The sequence below is a fragment of the Pantoea cypripedii genome (assembly GCF_011395035.1).
GTDB classification, from domain to species: Bacteria; Pseudomonadota; Gammaproteobacteria; order Enterobacterales; family Enterobacteriaceae; genus Pantoea; species Pantoea cypripedii_A.
Genome location: NZ_CP024769.1, coordinates 615,047 through 633,279 on the forward strand (window position 1 = coordinate 615,047; position 18,233 = coordinate 633,279).

14 protein-coding genes are annotated in these 18,233 nt (G+C 54.5%); 10 read left to right on the forward strand and 4 right to left on the reverse strand.

The genetic code is table 11. The annotated features are described in order from the left end of the window. Window positions 1-2: 2 nt before the first annotated feature. The gene (locus CUN67_RS23080) at window positions 3-719 is read right to left on the reverse strand and encodes a 4-carboxy-4-hydroxy-2-oxoadipate aldolase/oxaloacetate decarboxylase (RefSeq protein ID WP_208717788.1); all 717 of its coding nucleotides are present in this window, start codon (window positions 717-719) and stop codon (window positions 3-5) included. Next, on the reverse strand, window positions 716-1,453 hold the full coding sequence (gene galB, locus CUN67_RS23085; protein WP_208717789.1) for a PIG-L deacetylase family protein: 738 nt from the start codon (window positions 1,451-1,453) through the stop codon (window positions 716-718). Before galB ends, CUN67_RS23080 begins: the two co-directional genes overlap by 4 nt. Before the next feature lie 136 nt (window positions 1,454-1,589). Between galB and CUN67_RS23090 the strand changes: the two genes are divergently transcribed. The 4 genes from CUN67_RS23090 (at window position 1,590) to CUN67_RS23105 (ending at window position 6,760) form a co-directional block, all read left to right on the forward strand. Then, a complete protein-coding gene (locus tag CUN67_RS23090) occupies window positions 1,590-2,813 on the forward strand; it encodes a LysR family transcriptional regulator (RefSeq protein ID WP_254711419.1) in 1,224 nt (407 codons plus the stop codon). Window positions 2,814-3,038: 225 nt separating this feature from the next. Then, a complete protein-coding gene (locus CUN67_RS23095; RefSeq protein WP_208717791.1) occupies window positions 3,039-3,785 on the forward strand; it encodes a gluconate 2-dehydrogenase subunit 3 family protein in 747 nt (248 codons plus the stop codon). Between the two features lie 3 nt (window positions 3,786-3,788). Beyond that, window positions 3,789-5,546: a GMC family oxidoreductase gene (locus CUN67_RS23100; protein ID WP_208717792.1), complete on the forward strand. Its 1,758-nt coding sequence runs from the start codon at window positions 3,789-3,791 to the stop codon at window positions 5,544-5,546. Then, entirely contained in the window at window positions 5,543-6,760 is a 1,218-nt protein-coding gene (locus CUN67_RS23105; RefSeq protein ID WP_208717793.1) for a c-type cytochrome, read from the forward strand. Before CUN67_RS23100 ends, CUN67_RS23105 begins: the two co-directional genes overlap by 4 nt. 110 nt (window positions 6,761-6,870) lie before the next feature. Here the strand turns inward: CUN67_RS23105 and CUN67_RS23110 are convergent, their stop codons facing one another. Then, window positions 6,871-7,671, reverse strand: a complete 801-nt coding sequence (locus CUN67_RS23110; RefSeq protein WP_208717794.1) for an IclR family transcriptional regulator — start codon at window positions 7,669-7,671, stop codon at window positions 6,871-6,873. A gap of 72 nt (window positions 7,672-7,743) precedes the next feature. Here CUN67_RS23110 and CUN67_RS23115 point away from each other — a divergent pair, with 72 nt between their 5' ends. The 6 genes from CUN67_RS23115 to CUN67_RS23140 all read left to right on the forward strand — a co-directional run bounded on the left by CUN67_RS23115 (window position 7,744) and on the right by CUN67_RS23140 (window position 15,550). After that, a complete protein-coding gene (locus tag CUN67_RS23115) occupies window positions 7,744-9,198 on the forward strand; it encodes an NAD-dependent succinate-semialdehyde dehydrogenase (RefSeq protein WP_208717795.1) in 1,455 nt (484 codons plus the stop codon). Window positions 9,199-9,226: 28 nt separating this feature from the next. Continuing rightward, on the forward strand, window positions 9,227-10,387 hold the full coding sequence (locus CUN67_RS23120; protein ID WP_208717796.1) for an iron-containing alcohol dehydrogenase: 1,161 nt from the start codon (window positions 9,227-9,229) through the stop codon (window positions 10,385-10,387). Between the two features lie 55 nt (window positions 10,388-10,442). After that, window positions 10,443-11,234 carry an AttM family quorum-quenching N-acyl homoserine lactonase gene (gene attM / locus CUN67_RS23125; RefSeq protein ID WP_208717797.1) on the forward strand — a complete coding sequence of 264 codons (792 nt, stop codon included), beginning with the start codon at window positions 10,443-10,445 and terminating at the stop codon, window positions 11,232-11,234. Between the two features lie 292 nt (window positions 11,235-11,526). Next, entirely contained in the window at window positions 11,527-12,906 is a 1,380-nt protein-coding gene (locus CUN67_RS23130; protein WP_208717798.1) for an MFS transporter, read from the forward strand. Between the two features lie 13 nt (window positions 12,907-12,919). After that, window positions 12,920-14,176: a gallate dioxygenase gene (locus CUN67_RS23135; protein WP_208717799.1), complete on the forward strand. Its 1,257-nt coding sequence runs from the start codon at window positions 12,920-12,922 to the stop codon at window positions 14,174-14,176. A 93-nt stretch (window positions 14,177-14,269) separates the two neighbouring features. Next, window positions 14,270-15,550 (forward strand): MFS transporter, encoded by a 1,281-nt coding sequence (locus CUN67_RS23140; protein ID WP_208717800.1) that lies wholly within the window; start codon window positions 14,270-14,272, stop codon window positions 15,548-15,550. A gap of 243 nt (window positions 15,551-15,793) precedes the next feature. Here CUN67_RS23140 and CUN67_RS23145 read toward each other — a convergent pair whose 3' ends face one another. Then, entirely contained in the window at window positions 15,794-17,920 is a 2,127-nt protein-coding gene (locus CUN67_RS23145; RefSeq protein ID WP_208717801.1) for a hypothetical protein, read from the reverse strand. Window positions 17,921-18,233: the final 313 nt, after the last annotated feature.

The window sequence follows — 18,233 nt, forward strand, 5'->3', positions numbered from 1 at the left end:
CGTCAAAGGCTCTTCAGTTCTGCCAGCGAATCGACGTAACGCAATCCTTTCGCGGCCAGTTTTTGTCGCATCTGGTAAATATCCAGCCCCAGTTCTCCCGCCGCCAGACGCTGGCGTTTACTCTCTTCGATCTCCACCCGCTGCGCTGCCGCCTGCGCCACCGTCCTGACGTCTGCACGCGGTACAATCACCACGCCATCATCATCCGCCACCACCAGATCACCTGGGTTGACTAACTGACCCGCGCAAATCACCGGCACATTCACCGAACCCAGCGTCTCTTTCACCGTACCCTGCGCGTACACCGCCCGTGACCACACCGGAAAATGCATCTCACGCAGCGTCTGGCTATCGCGAATGCCGATATCGCCCACCAGCGCCACCACACCGCGCGCCTGTAACGAGGTGGCCAGCAAATCTCCAAAGAAGCCGTCATGGCAATCTGAAGTCGGGGCCACCAGCAATACATCTCCTGGCTGGCATTGTTCCACCGCAACATGGAACATCCAGTTATCGCCGGGGGTAACCAGCACCGTCACGGCGCTGCCTGCGATGGCCGTGCCTTGCTGCACCGGGCGAATACGTGCATCGAGTAATCCCTGACGCTGCTGCGCCTCATGTACCGTCGCCACCCCAAAAGTGGCAAACTGCGCCACCAGCTCCGGTTCTGCTCGCTCGATATTACGCACCACCACGCCTTTCTGGTTCACATGGCTCATGACAGGTCCTCCGTCACGCGCGGGAACAGACTTTGATAGCCTTCGCCGTGGCTGATAACACGCGATGAGGTGATACCCACATTGCGTTTCGCCTGCACACCGCGCTGTAAAGCGACACGCGTGTAGTATTCCCACAGATGTTCCTGACCCGCCATGCACTGAATCGCCGCGTATTTCTTTTCCCATACCGAAGTGATATCCAGCAGGACATCAGGTTTCCAGTTGCATTGTTCCGGTTGGTGCGGCTCGAAGCAGTACACCGGCGGCGCACCGATGATCGGCTCGCCCGGACGATAGCCTTCGGCCTGGGCGATGATGCGCGCTTCCTGGGTAAGATTGGCAGCCAGCGGATGATCGTAGTTGTAGGGATCAGCAACAGAATGGGTCAGGACAAAATGCGGCTGTATCCTGCGGAACACGTCAGCCAGACGAAAAAGTGTTTCTTTATCGGCACGCAGCGGGTAATCACCGAGGTCGAAAAACTCAATCGACGCACCGAGAATCTCCGCCGCTGACTGTGCTTCGCTGCGGCGATTCGCTTTGACAATCTCTTCGGTCATATTGCCTTTGCGCCACAGTTTGGCGGACTCGCCCCGTTCACCGAATGACAGGCAAACCACATGGACGTCATAGCCGCGCTCGGCATGTAAGGCGATAGCGCCACCCGCGCGCCAGACAAAATCGGCAGAATGGGCACTGACAACGAGGGCACTTTTTTTAGCGGTGTTTTCCATCTTTCTTTCCTGCTGTTGCGGTTTTTTTCATCCTGACATGCCACTTACTGGCCGGATAATGCCTTTCATTGCGCGAGCTATGATTTTTATTTATGTTGTGATTTCGATCGCCAGAGCAACCAGGGAAATGTCCGCAATGAAAGCCGAAGATAATGATATTAAAATCATGCAACTACGCGCCTTCTGTATGATTGCGGAACGCGGTACGGTATCGGAAGCTGCGGAGAAATTATTTCGCACGCAATCGGCGATCACCCGATCCATTCGTGATCTTGAGCACACTTTAGCTACGCCGTTGTTTGAACGTCACGCCAGCGGCATGTTGTTGACCGAAATGGGGAAATGCGTGCTGCCGCGTGCACAGCGCGCCATCAACGAGTTGCAACAAATCCCGGCGACCCTGAGTCGACTCAAACAACGCGATCATCACCGTGAAGAGGCCGAGCCAATCTGGTTATTTAACGTTCGTCGCCTGCAAGTCTTCCTGCGGTTGTATCGCCTGCACCATACGCAAAGCGTGGCTAACTCACTCGGTATCAGTCAGCCTGCGGTCAGTGCCGCGTTAAAAGTGCTGGAGAAAGGTGCCGGAATTTCCCTGTTCCAGCGCACACCAAAAGGAATGATGCCCTCCGCAGCCGCGCGGGAAATGTCACCCTTTATTAGCCGCGCCCTGAATGAGATTCGTCATATTCCGGAGGATCTGGCAGCCGCGACCGGTATTTTCCGTGGCACGGTGCATGTGGGCGCGCTGCCGTTATGCCGCAGCACCCTGCTGCCGCTGGCGATTACCCAATTGGTGGCAATCCATCCCGGCATCAAAATCGTCACCAATGAAAGTGCTTTCGACGCGTTGGTCACCGAACTGCGTGCCGGAGATATTGATTTTATCCTCGGGGCATTGCGTCAGGATGAGAACGTACTGGATATTCAAAATCAGGTGCTGTTTGCCGAATCGCTGGTGTTGCTGGTGCGACCGCAACATCCGCTGGCCGGACGCCAGCTCAGCGCGTCGGATTTAACCCATGTGCAGTGGATTTTACCTCGCGTGAACTCGCCCGCTCGTCACCTGCTGGATGCCGCTTTCCAGGCGTTGGGGATGAACGCCCCCGCCCCCATCGTTGAAAGCGGTGATCTCGCCATTGTGCGTGGGTTGTTGCTGAATTCTGATATGGTTGCGGCGGTTTCATCCCATCAACTGGAGTACGAACTGACCGCAGGCATCCTGCGCCCGTTACAGTTTGCCTTACCTGATACACGACGCGAGATTGGCTTGACCCTGCGTCAGGGCGCGTTACATGCACCCGCTGCCGAAGCACTGATCCGCTGCATCAGTGACATCGCGACTCAGCAGATTGAGTAAATAAAACTTAACTAAACACCCATCTGAACCTCGTTCATTCCCCTCTTTTTGAACAAAAAATGCATTTTCTCCCCCGCTGACTGGCTCTCTCGGCGAAAGCCCCTACATTTAACATTTGTACAATGTTAATCACACATAAACACAACACGCAGAGTCTGTGGCGGTATTTTTGAATCCAGAAACACCTTTGTAGCAAATTTGTTCAACTTACAATTAGGAAGCAAAATGAAAAAAAGAGCCAAAACGCTGCCGGGCGTCACGCGACGGCAGGTGTTGACGTGGACGACGCTGGGCGTCGCCGCCACGGTTACCCAAGCGGCAGATGCCGTCTCTCTCAAAGGTTCTCCGGGCTGGACGCCCTTCTCCGACAATCCCCCCGAGTCGTTTGACCAGCAAGGCTGGCTGTTTTTTACCCCGGAAGAAGCCCAAACCGTTGAAGCCATCGTGGACCGCCTGATCCCTGCTGATGAACTCAGCATCGGCGGAAAAGAGGCTGGCTGCGCGGTGTTTATTGATCGCCAGTTGCATGGCTTTTACGGCACCTTTGAACGGCTGTATATGGAAGGCCCCTTCCAGCAGGGAACGCCGGAGCAAGGTGACCAATCCCCGCTGGTGCCGCAGCAACGTTACCGCCATGGCCTCGCCGCATTGAATCGTTATGTGCAGCAGACCACGAAAAAGAACTTTGCCGAACTGACCACGGAACAGCAGGACCAGCTGCTTGAGGCGATGGAAGCAGGCAAGGTGCAGTTCGAGGGCTACGACGCAAAATCATTCTTCCTCGACGTGTTGAATAACACCATGGAAGGCTTCTTTGCCGATCCGATTTATGGCGGCAACAAAGAGATGGTTTCCTGGAAGATGCTCGGCTTTCCTGGCGCACGTTACGACTATCGCGACTACATCGAACGCCATAACGAGAATCTGGGATTAGCACCCATCAGCATTGCGCAATGGAAAGCCAGGGGATAACGCATGAAAAAATTACCAAAAACCGATGTCGTGGTCATTGGCCTCGGCTGGGCCGGGTCGATCATTGCCAAAGAACTGGCCGATGAAGGGCTGGAGGTGATCGGGATTGAACGTGGCCCCTGGCGCGACACCGCGCGTGACTTTAATGTCGCCACGGTAACCGATGAACTGCGCTACGTGATGCGGGAAGAACTGATGCTGCGTACCCGCCAGAACACCTGCACCATGCGTAATAACCCATCACAAACCGCGCTGCCGATGCGCACCTGGGGTTCCTTTCATCCCGGTAACGGTACGGGCGGTGCAGGCAACCACTGGGCCGGTATCACCTTCCGTTTTCAACCAGAAGAGTTTCGCCTGAAAAGCCATCTCACCGAACGCTACGGTGCCATCCCTGATGAGCTGGTACTGCAGGACTGGGGCACCACCTGGGAAGAGATGGAACCTCACTATATGCAATTCGAGCGCGTCGCCGGAACGTCGGGTTATGCCGCTAACGTCAACGGTGAAAAACGTGAGGGCGGCAACCCGTTCGAAGGTATGCGTTCAGGCGATTACCCGACAGCACCCTTGCGCCAGCCTTACGGACCCACCCTGTTTGCCGAAGCGGCTAAGAATATGGGGTATAAAGCCTTCCCGGTTCCTTCATCGCTGGTTTCCGAAGCCTATACCAACCCCTATGGCGTCACCATGGGTCCGTGCACCTTCTGCGGCTTCTGTACCAACTACGGTTGCGCCAACTATTCCAAAGCCAGCGCCATTACCACGGTACTGCCGGCGTTAATGCGTAAAGAGAATTTCACCGCTTACACCAACTGCGAAGTGCTGGAAGTGCTGACCGATTCGACCGGGAAAAAAGCCACCGGCGTCACCTATGTCGACTCCTCGGGTGACACATGGGAACAGCCCGCCGATCTGGTGATCGTCGCCGCCTTCACCTTCGAGAACGTGCGCCTGATGCTGCTTTCCAATATTGGCGAAGCCTACGATCCGGTGAGCAATCGCGGCACCACGGGTCGCAACTATGCCTATCAAACCGCGAACGGCGTGACGTTGTTTTTCGATGGTAAAAACTTCAATCCTTTTATCGGTGCGGGTGCCGTCGGCATGGGCATTGATGAGTTTAATAACGACAACTTTGACCACAGTGGCCTCGGCTTCTTCGGCGGTGGCAGTATCCGCGTGACGCCGATCGGTTCCGCGCCGATTGGTTACCGCCCGGTACCGCCCAATACGCCGAAATGGGGTTCGAAATGGAAACGTGCGGTAAAAGATAATTACCTGAGCACCATGTCTATCGGCTGTGAAGCCAGCAGCTACACCACACGCACCAACTATCTGTCGCTCGATCCCAATTACAAGGATCCGCATGGTCGTCCGTTGCTGCGCATCACCTTCGACTTCGCAGAGAATGACCTGAAGATGGCGCAATACTGTACCGGCAAAGTGGCAGAAATCGCTAAATCGATGAATCCCCGTGAAATTGTTGCCAAACCGATGACCGGCCACTGGAACAGTGTCCCCTACCAATCCTCCCATGTGGTGGGCGGCTTTGTGATGGGTGCCGATCCCAGCACCAGCTCTGTGAATAAACATTTGCAGGTATGGAACGTGCCGAATCTGTTTGTGGTGGGTGCCTCGGCCTTTCCGCAGAACCCAGGTTACAACCCGACCGGCACCGTCGGCGCACTGGCATTTAAGGCAGCGCATGCCATCCGTACTTATTATCTGAAACGCCCTGGGGAGATGATCACAGCATGAAGACTCTCATTTCTCTTTCAGCCGCGGCGTTGCTGGTCGCGGCGAGTTTTAGCGCGCAGGCACAGCCCGAATATGACCAGTACAGCCGTGGCAGCTACATCGCCACCCTCGGTGACTGTACCGCATGCCACACCACCGATGCGCAAAGACCTTTTGCCGGTGGCGTAAAGCTGCAGACACCTTTCGGTACCCTGGTGGGAGCCAATATCACGCCGGATCGCGAAACGGGCATTGGTAACTGGAGCTATGACGACTTCAAACGCGCCATGACCGAAGGGATAGGGCACGGCGATAAACGGCTGTACGGTGCGATGCCGTTTACCGCCTACACCAAAATGTCCGATCAGGATTTGCAGGATTTGTGGGCATGGATGCAGACATTGCAGCCGGTACACAACGAAGTGGAAACTAACCAGTTACCCTTCCCCTTCAACATCCGTACCAGCCTGATGGTGTGGAACTGGATCAACTTTGACCAGGGCGAATTTCAACCCAATCCACAGAAATCAGCCGAATGGAATCGCGGTGCGTATCTGGTTGAAGGCCTCGGTCACTGCGGTACCTGCCACACGCCGAAAAACCTGATCGGGGGCGATAAAAACGGCCAGTTCCTCGGTGGTGAAGTGGTGGAAGGCTGGTATGCCCCCAACCTGGGTGGCAGCGACCACACCGGGCTGGGCAAATGGACGAAGGAAGATATCGTCAGCTATCTGCGCACCGGCGTGAATCGCTTTGATATCGCCTCCGGGCCAATGGCGGATGCCGTGCGCCATTCAACCCAGCACTGGCGCGATGAAGATTTAAAGGCCGTCGCCACTTACCTGAAAGAAGGTGACAAAACCAGTGAGAAAGTGCCGCAACCCCTGCCCGCCAGCGATGATCGTATGAAGCTTGGCGCGCAAATTTATGAGTCAAAATGTTCGGCCTGCCACAGCCCCGGCGGGCGTGGTGAACAGAACATCTTCCCGCAGCTGAAAGATAACCCGCTGCTCAACCAGCCAGATGCCACCTCTTTAATCCGCGTGGTGGCGGCCGGTAGTCGCGGCGTGGATACCGATACGCGTCCCACCGCCCCTGCCATGCCGTCATTTGCCGGGACGTTGGGTGACGATCAGATTGCGGCGGTAGTGACTTACATCCGCAATAGCTGGGGCAACGCCGCTGAACCGGTGGATGCCAGTACGGTGAAGAAAGTGAAAGAAAGCCTGCAATAAAGGAACATTTGGGGCACATGCCGTAGCGGCGTGCAGTTATTGGCCTGGTCGGCATAAATGCCGACCCTACAGGCGTAGGGGGCGAATTTATTCGCCCCAGGTATTAATGATCACCCCTGATAACCGCACTGTCTGGAAAGCGCCAGTGCGGCATTGCGCATCTTTTCTCCCAGAATGTCAATCAGACCCGCCCCGGCCTCGCTGCTAAGAAAGCTGGTCGCAATCCCTGCGACTGCCCTGCCGGAATGATCGTAAATCGCCGCCCCTACGCAGGTCATCGCCGCATGAATCTGCCCGTTATCAATGGAAAAATGCCGCTCGCGAATGGTCGCCAGTTCCTGTTTAAGTTCAGCAAGATTCTGCACGCTGGCCGCCGTCATCGGCGCGGGAAAATGCGCGTTAAAAAGCGCGTTCAGTTGATCATCGTTTAGCCGCGAAAGCAGCATCTTGCCGGTGGCGGTAAAGGGAGCAGGCAGGCGCATACCAATGCGGAACGTATGCCCCAGGGGTTTATCTGAATTTCGGCAGCTGATATAGACCACTTCATCACGGTCAAGCACAGTCAGCGTGATGGTATAGCCTTCCAGTGCCGAGTCGCTGGCAAAATATTCACGAAACAGCGCGACGATATCCATCTGTGACAGGAAACCGTCTGCCCAGCGCATCAGGTGCGGCCCGAGACGAAATGTCCCGTCTGCGGTTCTGACCAGCAACCCCAGCTCCGTCAGGACATTCAACTGCCCATGTGCGGTGCTTTTCGGCAATGCCAGATGACGCGTGATCTCTGCGGCAGTCAGCCCATCACCCGACGCCGCCACTAAATCCATTATCGTCACGGCACGACGCAGGGCGGGAACAGTGTCGATATTTTTGCGCGTTTGATCGCTTTTTGTTACGGAATCCCCTGACATACTGCCCCCTCACACTTAGTTCACTATAGTGATATGAGTTCAATATATTGAACTTATCTTATGGGGGAGTCCATGATCCAACTCAAAAATCCATCTCTGCTGCGTGACCGTTGTCTGTTAAATGGTGAATGGGTTAGCGCGGGCGACGGCGCGACCATTGACGTCAATAACCCGGCCAACGGCCAAATTATCGCCACCGTTCCCGCGCTGGCAGCTGCGGATGCCAGCAACGCCATTGTCGCGGCTCAGGCAGCCTTTCCCAGCTGGAGCAAGCTGGCCGCCAAAGATCGCACCGCGCTGCTGCGCCGCTGGTTTGATCTGATTGTCGAAAATGCCGATGACCTCGCCGCGTTGATGACCGCCGAACAAGGCAAACCGCTGGCGGAAGCCAAAGGTGAAGCCTTATATGCCGCCTCGTTTGTCGAATGGTTCGCCGAGGAAGCCAAACGCGTGTATGGCGAAACCATTCCGGCACCCGCTACCAATAAACGTATTGTGGTGATCAAGCAGCCGATTGGCGTCTGTGCGGCGATAACCCCGTGGAACTTCCCGGCGGCAATGATCACCCGTAAAGCCGCGCCTGCCCTGGCGGCCGGATGCACGATGATCGTTAAGCCTGCCGTGCAGACCCCTCTGACCGCGCTGGCGCTGGGAGTACTGGCGCAACAGGCGGGCATTCCGGACGGGGTTTTCCAGGTCATTACCGGCGACGCGCGTAAGCTGGGTGCTGTACTCACGGAAAGTGATACGGTGCGCAAACTCTCCTTCACCGGCTCCACCGAAGTTGGCCGCATTCTGATGGCGCAATGCGCGCCCACCATCAAAAAACTCTCGCTGGAACTCGGCGGCAATGCCCCCTTTATCGTGTTTGACGATGCCGATCTGGATGCGGCGGTAGAAGGCGCACTGGCCTCTAAATATCGCAATGCCGGACAAACCTGCGTCTGCTCTAACCGTATTTATGTACAGGCCGGGGTGTACGACGCCTTTGCTGAGAAGTTAGCCGCGCGGGTCGCCGCCCTTAAAGTTGGCGAAGGTCATCAGGCGAATGTGATGATCGGGCCGCTGATTGATGAAGCTGCCATCACTAAAGTCACTGACCATATTGCGGATGCGCTGGCGAAAGGTGCCACGGTTATCACAGGCGGCAAACCTCATGCCCTTGGCGGCACCTTTTTCGAACCCACGGTGCTGACCGGTGCCACGCAACAAATGAAGATTGCCCGCGAAGAAACCTTCGGGCCGGTTGCCCCACTGTTCCGCTTCGAAACCGAGGAAGAAGTGATTGCCATGGCTAACGACACCGAGTTTGGCCTTGCCGCGTACTTCTACACCGAAAATGTTCGCCGTACCTGGCGTGTCGCGGAAGCCCTGGAATACGGCATGGTCGGCCATAACAGCGGACTGATTTCTAACGAAGTGGCCCCATTTGGCGGCGTCAAGCAATCCGGCCTGGGCCGTGAAGGTTCCCACCACGGCATCGATGAATACCTGGAAATCAAATACCTGTGTTCAGAGATCGCCTGAATATAGCCACCTGGAGAGAGGAGATGAAATGACTATCAATCCATTCGAGTTTCGTACCGTACCTTCGATTGAAATGAAGTGGGGAGGTGCCCAGCAACTGGGCGCCAGCATAGCGGCACGATTTACCCAGCGAAACGTCGGGCTGATTACGGATGCCGGGCTGATGAAAGCCGGACTGATCGCGCCCATCGTCGAAAATCTGACAACGGCGGGTTTTAACGTCACGGTGTTTGATGACGTGGTGGCGGACCCACCGGAAGCCATCGTGCATGCCTGTGTTGACGTGATCAAACAAGCCGGGGCCGATATCATTATTGGCCTTGGCGGTGGATCCTCGCTGGATATCGCCAAAATTGCCGCCGTCATGGCCACCGGGGAACAACCGCTGGCGGAGGTGTACGGCATTGGCAAAGTGACCGGGTCGCGCCTGCCGCTGGTCCTGATCCCCACCACCGCCGGAACCGGTTCAGAAGTCACCAATATCGCCATTATTACCACCGGTGAAACCACAAAAATGGGGGTGGTGGCACCACAACTGTACGCTGACTTCGTGCTGCTGGATGCTGAGCTGACGGTGGGTCTGCCAAAGATTCACACCGCCGCCACCGGCATCGATGCCATGGTGCACGCCATCGAAGCCTATACCAGCAAGCATAAGAAAAACCCGCTGTCGGATGCGCTGGCGCGTGAAGCTCTGAGACTATTGGGGGCCAATCTAATCAACGCCTGTCACGACGGCAACAATCGCGCCGCGCGTGAAGGAATGTTGCTGGGTGCCACGCTGGCAGGCCAGGCGTTTGCCAATTCGCCGGTGGCCGCCGTGCATGCCCTCGCTTACCCGCTGGGTGGTCACTACCATGTCGCGCACGGCCTTTCCAACGCGCTGATGCTGGGACCGGTACTGCGTTACAACGCCAGTGCTGCGGCTCAACTGTATGCCGAACTGGCGGATGTGCTTGGCGTCGCAGGAAGCGGCGATGCGGATACGCGTTCCAACGCTTTCGTTGAACATATGCTGCAACTGATGGAACAAAGCGGCGCGCCGCGCCGACTGCGCGATGTTGGCGTCACCGAGGAGAGCCTGCCCCGACTGGCCGCCGATGCCATGTTACAAACGCGCTTGCTCACCAATAACCCGGTAGAGGTTCTGGAGCAGGACGCCCTGAATTTGTATCGCGAAGCATTCTAAAAGCCTTACCCAAAAAACAATAAAGTACCCACGACGAACCAGAGGAATGCCCAGTATGAAAGATATACGACTCTACATGCTCCAGTCCGGCACCCTGAAATGTAAGGTGCACAACATTAAGATGAACCAGGGAGCCGGGGCAGATTATGAAATCCCCGTGCCCTTCTTTCTCATCACCCACCCTGACGGCCATACCATCATCGACGGTGGCAATGCCATCGAAGTGGCAACCGACCCCAAAGGTTACTGGGGCGGAATTTGTGATGTTTACTGGCCGGTGTTGGGCGAAGATCAGGGATGTGTCGATCAGGTGAAAGCGCTGGGCATTGATCCGGCCGATGTAAAATATGTGGTGCAGTCGCACCTGCACCTTGACCATACCGGTGCCATTGGTCGCTTCCCGAACGCCCGGCATATCGTGCAACGCGCGGAGTATGAATATGCCTTTACGCCGGACTGGTTTGCGGCGGGGGGTTATATCCGTAATGACTTTGACCGTCCGGGGCTGGACTGGCAATTCCTTAACGGCACCGACGATGATTTTTATGACGTTTACGGTGACGGCACCCTGACCACCATCTTCTCGCCCGGCCATGCCCCTGGTCATCAATCGTTTCTGGTGCGTCTGCCCAACAGCAAACCCCTGCTGTTGACCATCGATGCGGCTTATACCGTGGATCACTGGGAGCAAAAAGCGCTGCCTGGCTTCCTCGCTTCAGCGGTCGATTCAGTACGTTCCGTGCAGAAGCTCAGAGCGGTGGCTGAGCGTGCAGATGCCATTGTGGTGACAGGGCATGATCCCGATGCCTGGGCCAATTTTAAAAAGGCCCCGGAATACTATTCCTGAGTAAGCTGATGAAACCCAGAGGGGTGCCGCGCCCCTCTGCCTTGCCTATCGCAGCATCCCGCTAAACGAAATTCATACTCAACCTTTACTTTCCCTGCAGGCAAAGCCATCTGCGGGCCGCTTCTGCACGCAATGAGTTTGTCAGCCAGCTCACAATATAAACCTAACTCATACCCTTAAAAGCCTTTTTTGACAGACACTGCCGGTCGCCATGCTTAAGGTGTGATCGGATTGTTAAATTTCTCTCACCATGACAATAGCCGCCTGACGCGGCATAACAGAGAGCGTACCCATGAACACAAACAACCTGGTCGATATCAAAGCATGGATCGACGCCCGGCCCATTTCGCCTTTCCAGTGGCGCGTATTATTCCTCTGTCTGGTCATCATTATGTTTGACGGCTACGATGCCGCCGCAATGGGTTTTATCGCGCCTGCGCTGATTGAACACTGGGGCATCTCGCGCGCGGCGATGGGACCGATCCTTGGCGCAGCGATGTTTGGTGTCGCCATTGGTGCATTAATCGCTGGCCCGCTCTCTGACCGTTTCGGTCGCAAACGCATTATTTTATTGTCGTTTCTGATGTTCTCCGCCTTTAGCCTGGTGTGCGCGTTTGCCACCACACCGCTGCAAATGGCGTTGCTGCGCTTTATCACCGGACTGGGGCTGGGTGCCGTCATGCCCAACTGCGTCACGTTGTTGTCGGAATATATGCCGGAACGCCGCAAAGGGGTAATGATCACCCTGATGTTCAGCGGCTTTAATATCGGATCGGGTCTGGGGGGATTTATTGCTGCGGGCCTGTTGAGCCTGTACCACTGGCAGGCGGTGCTGATTTTTGGCGGTGCCGTTCCCTTGCTGATGCTGCCCTTTTTCGCCTGGCTGCTGCCGGAGTCAGCGCTTAACCTGCTGGTACGCAAAGCGCCTCGTCAGCAGATTGCTGCATTGCTCAACCGCATGGGTGGCCAGTTTAACCACGAAAACAGTTTTGTGCTGCACTCGCCACGCGTCAATGGTCATAGCCCGATCTCACAGTTGTTCCGCCACGGTTTTGCCCGCGGCACCATCATCCTGTGGCTGACTTACTTTATGGGGCTGTTCGTGATTTACCTGCTGAACGGCTGGCTGCCGACCATTATGCGTTCCGGTGGTATTTCCCTGGAGCAGGCCGCGATCCTCGCCGGGTTGTTCCAGCTCGGTGGCCCGTTAGGCGGCATTATTGTTGGCGCGCTGATGGACAAACTGAACGCCAAATATGTCATTGGCGTGGTGTATCTGCTGGGCTGTCTCTGCCTGGCGGCGCAGGGCGTGTTTGGACTCAGCGGCGTGGCGCTCGGAGCCTTCATTTTTATCATCGGTATGTGCATCAACGGTGCGCAGAACGGCCTGCAGGTCTACTCTCCGGCTTACTATCCCACAGAAATCCGCGCCACCGGGGTGAGCTGGATGCACGGCATTGGCCGCACTGGCGCGATCCTCAGCTCCTCGGTGGGCGGGCTGCTGATGGGGGCCTTTCCTGGCCAGTCATCGATTTTCTTTATCCTCGCCCTGCCGGCCTTGCTGGCAGCGCTGAGCATCGTTTTACATCGTACCGTTCCTCTGACCATGAAAATAAAAGGCGCCGGACTTGCCGACATCCCTGCGCTGTCACAAACCTTAAATAACCGATAAGTGGAGACATCCCATGGCGAACATCATTGGCGGCCTGGCCGTTTCTCATACCCCGACCATAGGTTTTGCTGTTGACCATGATAAACAGCATGAAGGTGCCTGGGAGCCGATTTTTGCCAGCTTCGCGCCGATGCAGCAGTGGCTGGAAGAGAAGAAACCCGATGCGCTGGTTTATATCTTTAACGACCACGTCACCTCGTTTTTCTTTGATCATTACTCCGCCTTTTCGCTGGGTATCGATAACGAGTACCGGGTGGCTGACGAAGGTGGCGGCCCACGCGATTTGCCGCCGGTCAAAGGGGATGCTGCGCTATCGCGTCATATTGGCACCAGCCTGATGAGCGACGAATTTGATATGTCGTTTTTTATGGATAAACCGCTGGATCATGGCCTGTTCTCCCCGCTCTCCGCGCTGCTGCCGTTTAAAGACGGCTGGCCGACCAAAGTGATCCCCTTACAGGTGGGCGTATTGCAGTTCCCGATCCCTTCAGCGCGCCGCTGCTACAAACTCGGCCAGGCATTGCGGCGTGCGATTGAAAGCTATCCCGAAGACATCAACGTGGCGATTGTCGCCACCGGCGGGCTTTCCCATCAGGTACACGGGGAGCGCTGTGGGTTTAATAACGTGGAATGGGATCAACAGTTTATGGATTTGCTGGTTAACGACCCTGAGCGTCTGACCGAGCTGACCATTGCGCAATACGCCGAACTGAGCGGCGTGGAGGGGACGGAAGAAATTATGTGGCTGGTGATGCGCGGTGCGCTGTCTGCCAATGTGGTGAAAAAACATCAGGGTTACTACCTGCCCTCCATGACCGGTATCGCCACCCTGGTGCTGGAAAACCAGGCCGGAGCGGTTCCACTGGATAATATGCAACAACACCGCGAAAAGATGGCGCGCGAGCTGGCGGGCATTGAAAAGCTGCCGGGCAGCTATCCCTTCACCCAGCAGCGCAGTCTGGATAGCCTGCGGCTGAACCGTTTTCTGCATCAGTTAATTCAGCCGGGTCCACGCGAACGTTTTCGTCACGATGCGGAAGCCATGTTCAATGCGGCGCAATTAAGCGCGCGCGAATGTGAAATGATTCGCCAGCGCGACTGGCGCAGCCTGATTCAATACGGTGCCAGCTTTTTCCTGCTGGAAAAAATGGGCGCGGTAATCGGGGCTTCCAATCTGGATATTTACGCCGCAATGCGGGGTATCTCGCTGGAAGAATTTATGAAAACCCGTAACCAACAGGTGACCTATTCGGTGGCGGGAAAAGAATAACGTTTAACGCTGCGCGCAGAATTCACTTCGCTGCGCGCTTCTTATTTTTTGCCAGCATTCGGGGAATGCTATTCAATCATTCACAGGTGAAGCATGAAATTCGCGTGGTATTCCGACCTGACCAATAAAGAAAAAAGAACCTACTGGGCTTGTCTCGGGGGATATACGCTGGACTCTCTCGATTCCACTATTTATTCCCTGGTGTTACCGGTTCTGCTGGGTATCCATTTTCTGACTCGTGCCGATGCAGGCTGGCTGGGTTCAGTATCGTTGATCGGCAGCGCACTGGGTGGCTGGGGCGCGGGGATTCTGGCTGACCGGATTGGCCGGGTGAAGGTCATGCAGCTTACGGTGCTATGGGTAGCGCTTTTTACTGCGGCAACCGCATTTTGCCATACCTTCTGGCAATTTTTCCTGCTGCGTTTTTGTCAGGGGCTGGGTTATGGCGGTGAGGTCATCGTTGGCGCGGTGTTAATTACTGAAGTCATCCGGTCAGATTATCGTGGCCGCGTGGCCTCCTCAATTCAAAGTGGTTATGCGATAGGTTATGCCATCTCGCTGGGTCTATTTCCGCTGGTGATGAATGCCTTCCCACCAGAACAAGCATGGCGCGTTTTCTTTTTGATCGGATTAATTCCGGCGGTGTTGATTTGGTTTATTCGTCGTCTGGTGCCAGAATCCGCCACCTTTTCCCACGCGCGGCAACCGCGTGAAAGAAAAAATATCGGAATTATATTCTCACCCCCTTATCTTCGCACCACCATCACATCAACGATGCTGGCCAGTGGCATTTTTGGTGGCGCTTATATTGTGATCACCTGGTTACCCGCTTATTTGAAACTGAGTCTGGGATTACCGGTGACGCAGATGTCGGGTTACCTGTTTATTAATATTCTTGGTTCATTGATTGGCCCGTTTATTTATGGCCGATTGAGTGACCGTATTGGTCGCTGGCGCGCGGTGATTCTGTTCCTGCTGCTGCAATCGGTCGTGATCAGCCTTTATATGTTTGCCCATCTCGATCTGGATATCACGCTGGTGCTGGGGCTGTTTTTAGGGGCTTTTCAGGGCGGTCTGGCCTCTGGTCTGACGCCAGCCTTCTCGGAACTCTACCCCACCGCCATCCGCGCCAGCGGTGCCGGTTTTTGCGCCAGCTTTGGACGCGGTTTTGGCTCGATGATGCCTGCGGCAGTCGGCCTGTTTTCGATGCATTATCCTCTGGGTTTAACCATGGGAGTGCTGGCGATCGTGTCTTATTGTATTGCGCTGCTGGCGGCCTTTATGTTGCCGGATGCCACCGGGGTTGACCTCGAAAGTATTTCTCCCACTGAGGTGATGCCGCAGCAAACCGTACCGGGCCGTGATATTCGTTAAACGTTATCGCTGCGCTTTGTCCACATTCCGGGTGCATATCCGTGGCAAAACCCTGTGGATAACCTTCGGCAGGCCATGCCCGGCGCAGCCGGATAAGTGCACGGTCAATAATTGACCGTGCACTGCCGATTTTTTCCTTAGCGCAGAAAGGCTTCGGTTAAGCGCGCCCAATACGCGTGAAATGGTGGTATAAAGCGACAAACTGGCAGGATATTTTCTCTGCCAGTTTGCGAACTTCTTTCCTCAACACCAGGGAAGGCAAATTCTTCTGCCGCCAACGCTTCCCACCTGGACATTAACTTGTGATGGGTTATTGAAAATCGAGTTATTCCCTCCCCACATTTGCCCTGGGTTACGTACGAATGATCCACTCCCACCCCATATCTGCCCGGGGTTGCGCAGAAATGAGTTACTTCCGCCCCAGACATTGTCGAGATTTTTCGCGATTAACCCGCCAAAGGAGCTGAGGGTGCGAGCCGTCCATCCATTCTTGCCCACAATATCGTTGCTATCACCAAAACAACCATCACCACCCACGCCCTGCGAAGCACATTTCACTAATTCTCGCGCCGTCAGTCGTGTTGCCATACAACCCGCTGCGGCTTGTGGAGCACCGCCAGAAGAAGCAAGGCATTGCACAGCAATCTGTTGCTCGGGATTGAGGTTCATCCCCATATTTATCAGGTTAGCTCCGGCGCAGGCTGCCATACTGGTTGGATCGCCCTGACTTTCCGCCGCGCATTGCAGGGCTATCGTTTGTTCTTTACTGGCATTATTACCCAATAAAGCTGCACCCGCGCATCCGGCAAAGCTGAGGCTATCAGAGGTGCCAGAAGCACATTTGACAAGGGAAACCTGCTGTGGCGTAAGCTGTGAAAGTAATAATTTTCCGCTGGCACACTGCATAAAACTCTCCGTATCTCCCTTCGAGTTTACAGCGCAGTTAAGTGCGGTACGCTGTTCCGCAGAGAGTGAGGCAGTTAATTTATCTGCACCACATACGGCTGCGTTATTCATGGATGACGATTTGCTGAGACATTCGATGGCATCACGCTGATCCTGGCTTAATTTATCGCCAAACAGCGTATTTCCAGCACAATTTATAAAGTCACCCGCAGCATCGTTTTTAGCACAATTCATCATCGCTAATTGCTGTGGACTCAGCTGAAGCTTAAGCAAATCATTTCCGGCACAGGCGATAAAATTATCCTGATTCCCCTGTGATGAAATGGCGCAATTGACGACCTGCCGTTGTTGGGGAGTGAACGTCACCTGGTCGGCAATACAATGGCTGGTCTCGGGTGCAGAGATGCATTTTAACGCCGCCATCTTTTCCGGGCTGGCATTATCACCCAGAATCATACGTCCGGCACAACCTGCAAAAAATGAGGCATCCCCACGTGCATCCTTAGTACAAGCAATAATTGCATCTTTATTTTTAAATTCGATATTATTGACTGAAACTCCCATGCACTTGCCAAATGACTCGGGATTACCCCCAGAATTAATCGCACATTTTACTTCTGCATCCTGACCATCGGGTATTTTAATGCCCATAACCGGCGCCGCACAATTAGCGAAGTCGGGAGCGGAATTTTTATTGGCCGCACACTCGATCACTTTCTGCATATCCTGATTTAATACCACCTTTAAACCGGTACAGGCAGCAAAAACCGCGACATTAAGATTTGATTGTCTGGCGCAGTTAATGGCAAGCTGCCGGTCATTTAACCCTGAGGGAACAGGTACCGGGGACGGCAATACACCAGGAGAATCAATCATTGCCTGCTGCACAAAGTTACAAGGGATCGGGCCATTTGGTGTGCTGCAAATAGGATTTTTAGGATCACCACTATTAATTACCTGAATTTGCTGTGTATTAGGTAAAGCAGTAATTGTGGGTTGATAACCAATCTGTTGTAAAGTGAGATACTGAGCAATCGCTGAACAGGGGCCGGGGCCAAGTGGTCCATTGCACACCCGTCCTACACCAGGCTGGAAGCCAATAACCTGAAGACCAAATGCAGGCACCTTGCTATCAAAATAGAGAAACATCTGCACCGCACTACAAGACCCGGGTCCCAGAGGACCATTACAAATAGGACCCGCCGTAGGATCCGTATATAAAAATTGTACGGGAATCTGTGCAGCCTGCTGCTGGATCAGCAGAAATTGTTGGATAGCCGGACAACTACCGGGCCCCAATGGTCCATTACATATTGGTGATTGATTATTGCCAATGGTAACTGGAGCCGGAATAACATTTAATACACCACCGGGTGATCCTGAAAATGGCTGCAATACATTATCTGCAAAGCACTGCATGGTTAGTAACAGTAACCCAGTGACCATCACCAATATATTTTTCATAACCCTCTCCGATCTGGCAGATTATAAAATTGATATTTCGCTATTAGATAAGAGACGTCAATTTAAACATTGGCTAGCAAAAAAGAGGACTTAGAGATCATCATCACAATCGTTCATACAGGATTCCATACACTGTTTTTTGGCAATCGCGCATGCCGAGTCAGTATTTCCATTCCTGACACAGACATCTTCATTATCTTCGCAGTTTTTGAGACAAACACTTTGTTTGCAGGATGCCACGCGTAAATATTTTAAGTCCCCCATGATCATCTTCCCTGTTTTAGGGGTAAATACAGGGGATGATGGTTGAGAG

What these genes read in the sequence shown, in the direction of transcription:
- CUN67_RS23080 (WP_208717788.1), bottom strand. Translation starts at nt 719, where the DNA reads ATGAGCCATGTGAACCAGAAAGGCGTGGTGGTGCGTAATATCGAGCGA.
- galB (WP_208717789.1), bottom strand. Translation starts at nt 1,453, where the DNA reads ATGGAAAACACCGCTAAAAAAAGTGCCCTCGTTGTCAGTGCCCATTCT.
- CUN67_RS23090 (WP_254711419.1), top strand. Translation starts at nt 1,590, where the DNA reads ATGAAAGCCGAAGATAATGATATTAAAATCATGCAACTACGCGCCTTC.
- CUN67_RS23095 (WP_208717791.1), top strand. Translation starts at nt 3,039, where the DNA reads ATGAAAAAAAGAGCCAAAACGCTGCCGGGCGTCACGCGACGGCAGGTG.
- CUN67_RS23100 (WP_208717792.1), top strand. Translation starts at nt 3,789, where the DNA reads ATGAAAAAATTACCAAAAACCGATGTCGTGGTCATTGGCCTCGGCTGG.
- CUN67_RS23105 (WP_208717793.1), top strand. Translation starts at nt 5,543, where the DNA reads ATGAAGACTCTCATTTCTCTTTCAGCCGCGGCGTTGCTGGTCGCGGCG.
- CUN67_RS23110 (WP_208717794.1), bottom strand. Translation starts at nt 7,671, where the DNA reads ATGTCAGGGGATTCCGTAACAAAAAGCGATCAAACGCGCAAAAATATC.
- CUN67_RS23115 (WP_208717795.1), top strand. Translation starts at nt 7,744, where the DNA reads ATGATCCAACTCAAAAATCCATCTCTGCTGCGTGACCGTTGTCTGTTA.
- CUN67_RS23120 (WP_208717796.1), top strand. Translation starts at nt 9,227, where the DNA reads ATGACTATCAATCCATTCGAGTTTCGTACCGTACCTTCGATTGAAATG.
- attM (WP_208717797.1), top strand. Translation starts at nt 10,443, where the DNA reads ATGAAAGATATACGACTCTACATGCTCCAGTCCGGCACCCTGAAATGT.
- CUN67_RS23130 (WP_208717798.1), top strand. Translation starts at nt 11,527, where the DNA reads ATGAACACAAACAACCTGGTCGATATCAAAGCATGGATCGACGCCCGG.
- CUN67_RS23135 (WP_208717799.1), top strand. Translation starts at nt 12,920, where the DNA reads ATGGCGAACATCATTGGCGGCCTGGCCGTTTCTCATACCCCGACCATA.
- CUN67_RS23140 (WP_208717800.1), top strand. Translation starts at nt 14,270, where the DNA reads ATGAAATTCGCGTGGTATTCCGACCTGACCAATAAAGAAAAAAGAACC.
- CUN67_RS23145 (WP_208717801.1), bottom strand. Translation starts at nt 17,920, where the DNA reads ATGAAAAATATATTGGTGATGGTCACTGGGTTACTGTTACTAACCATG.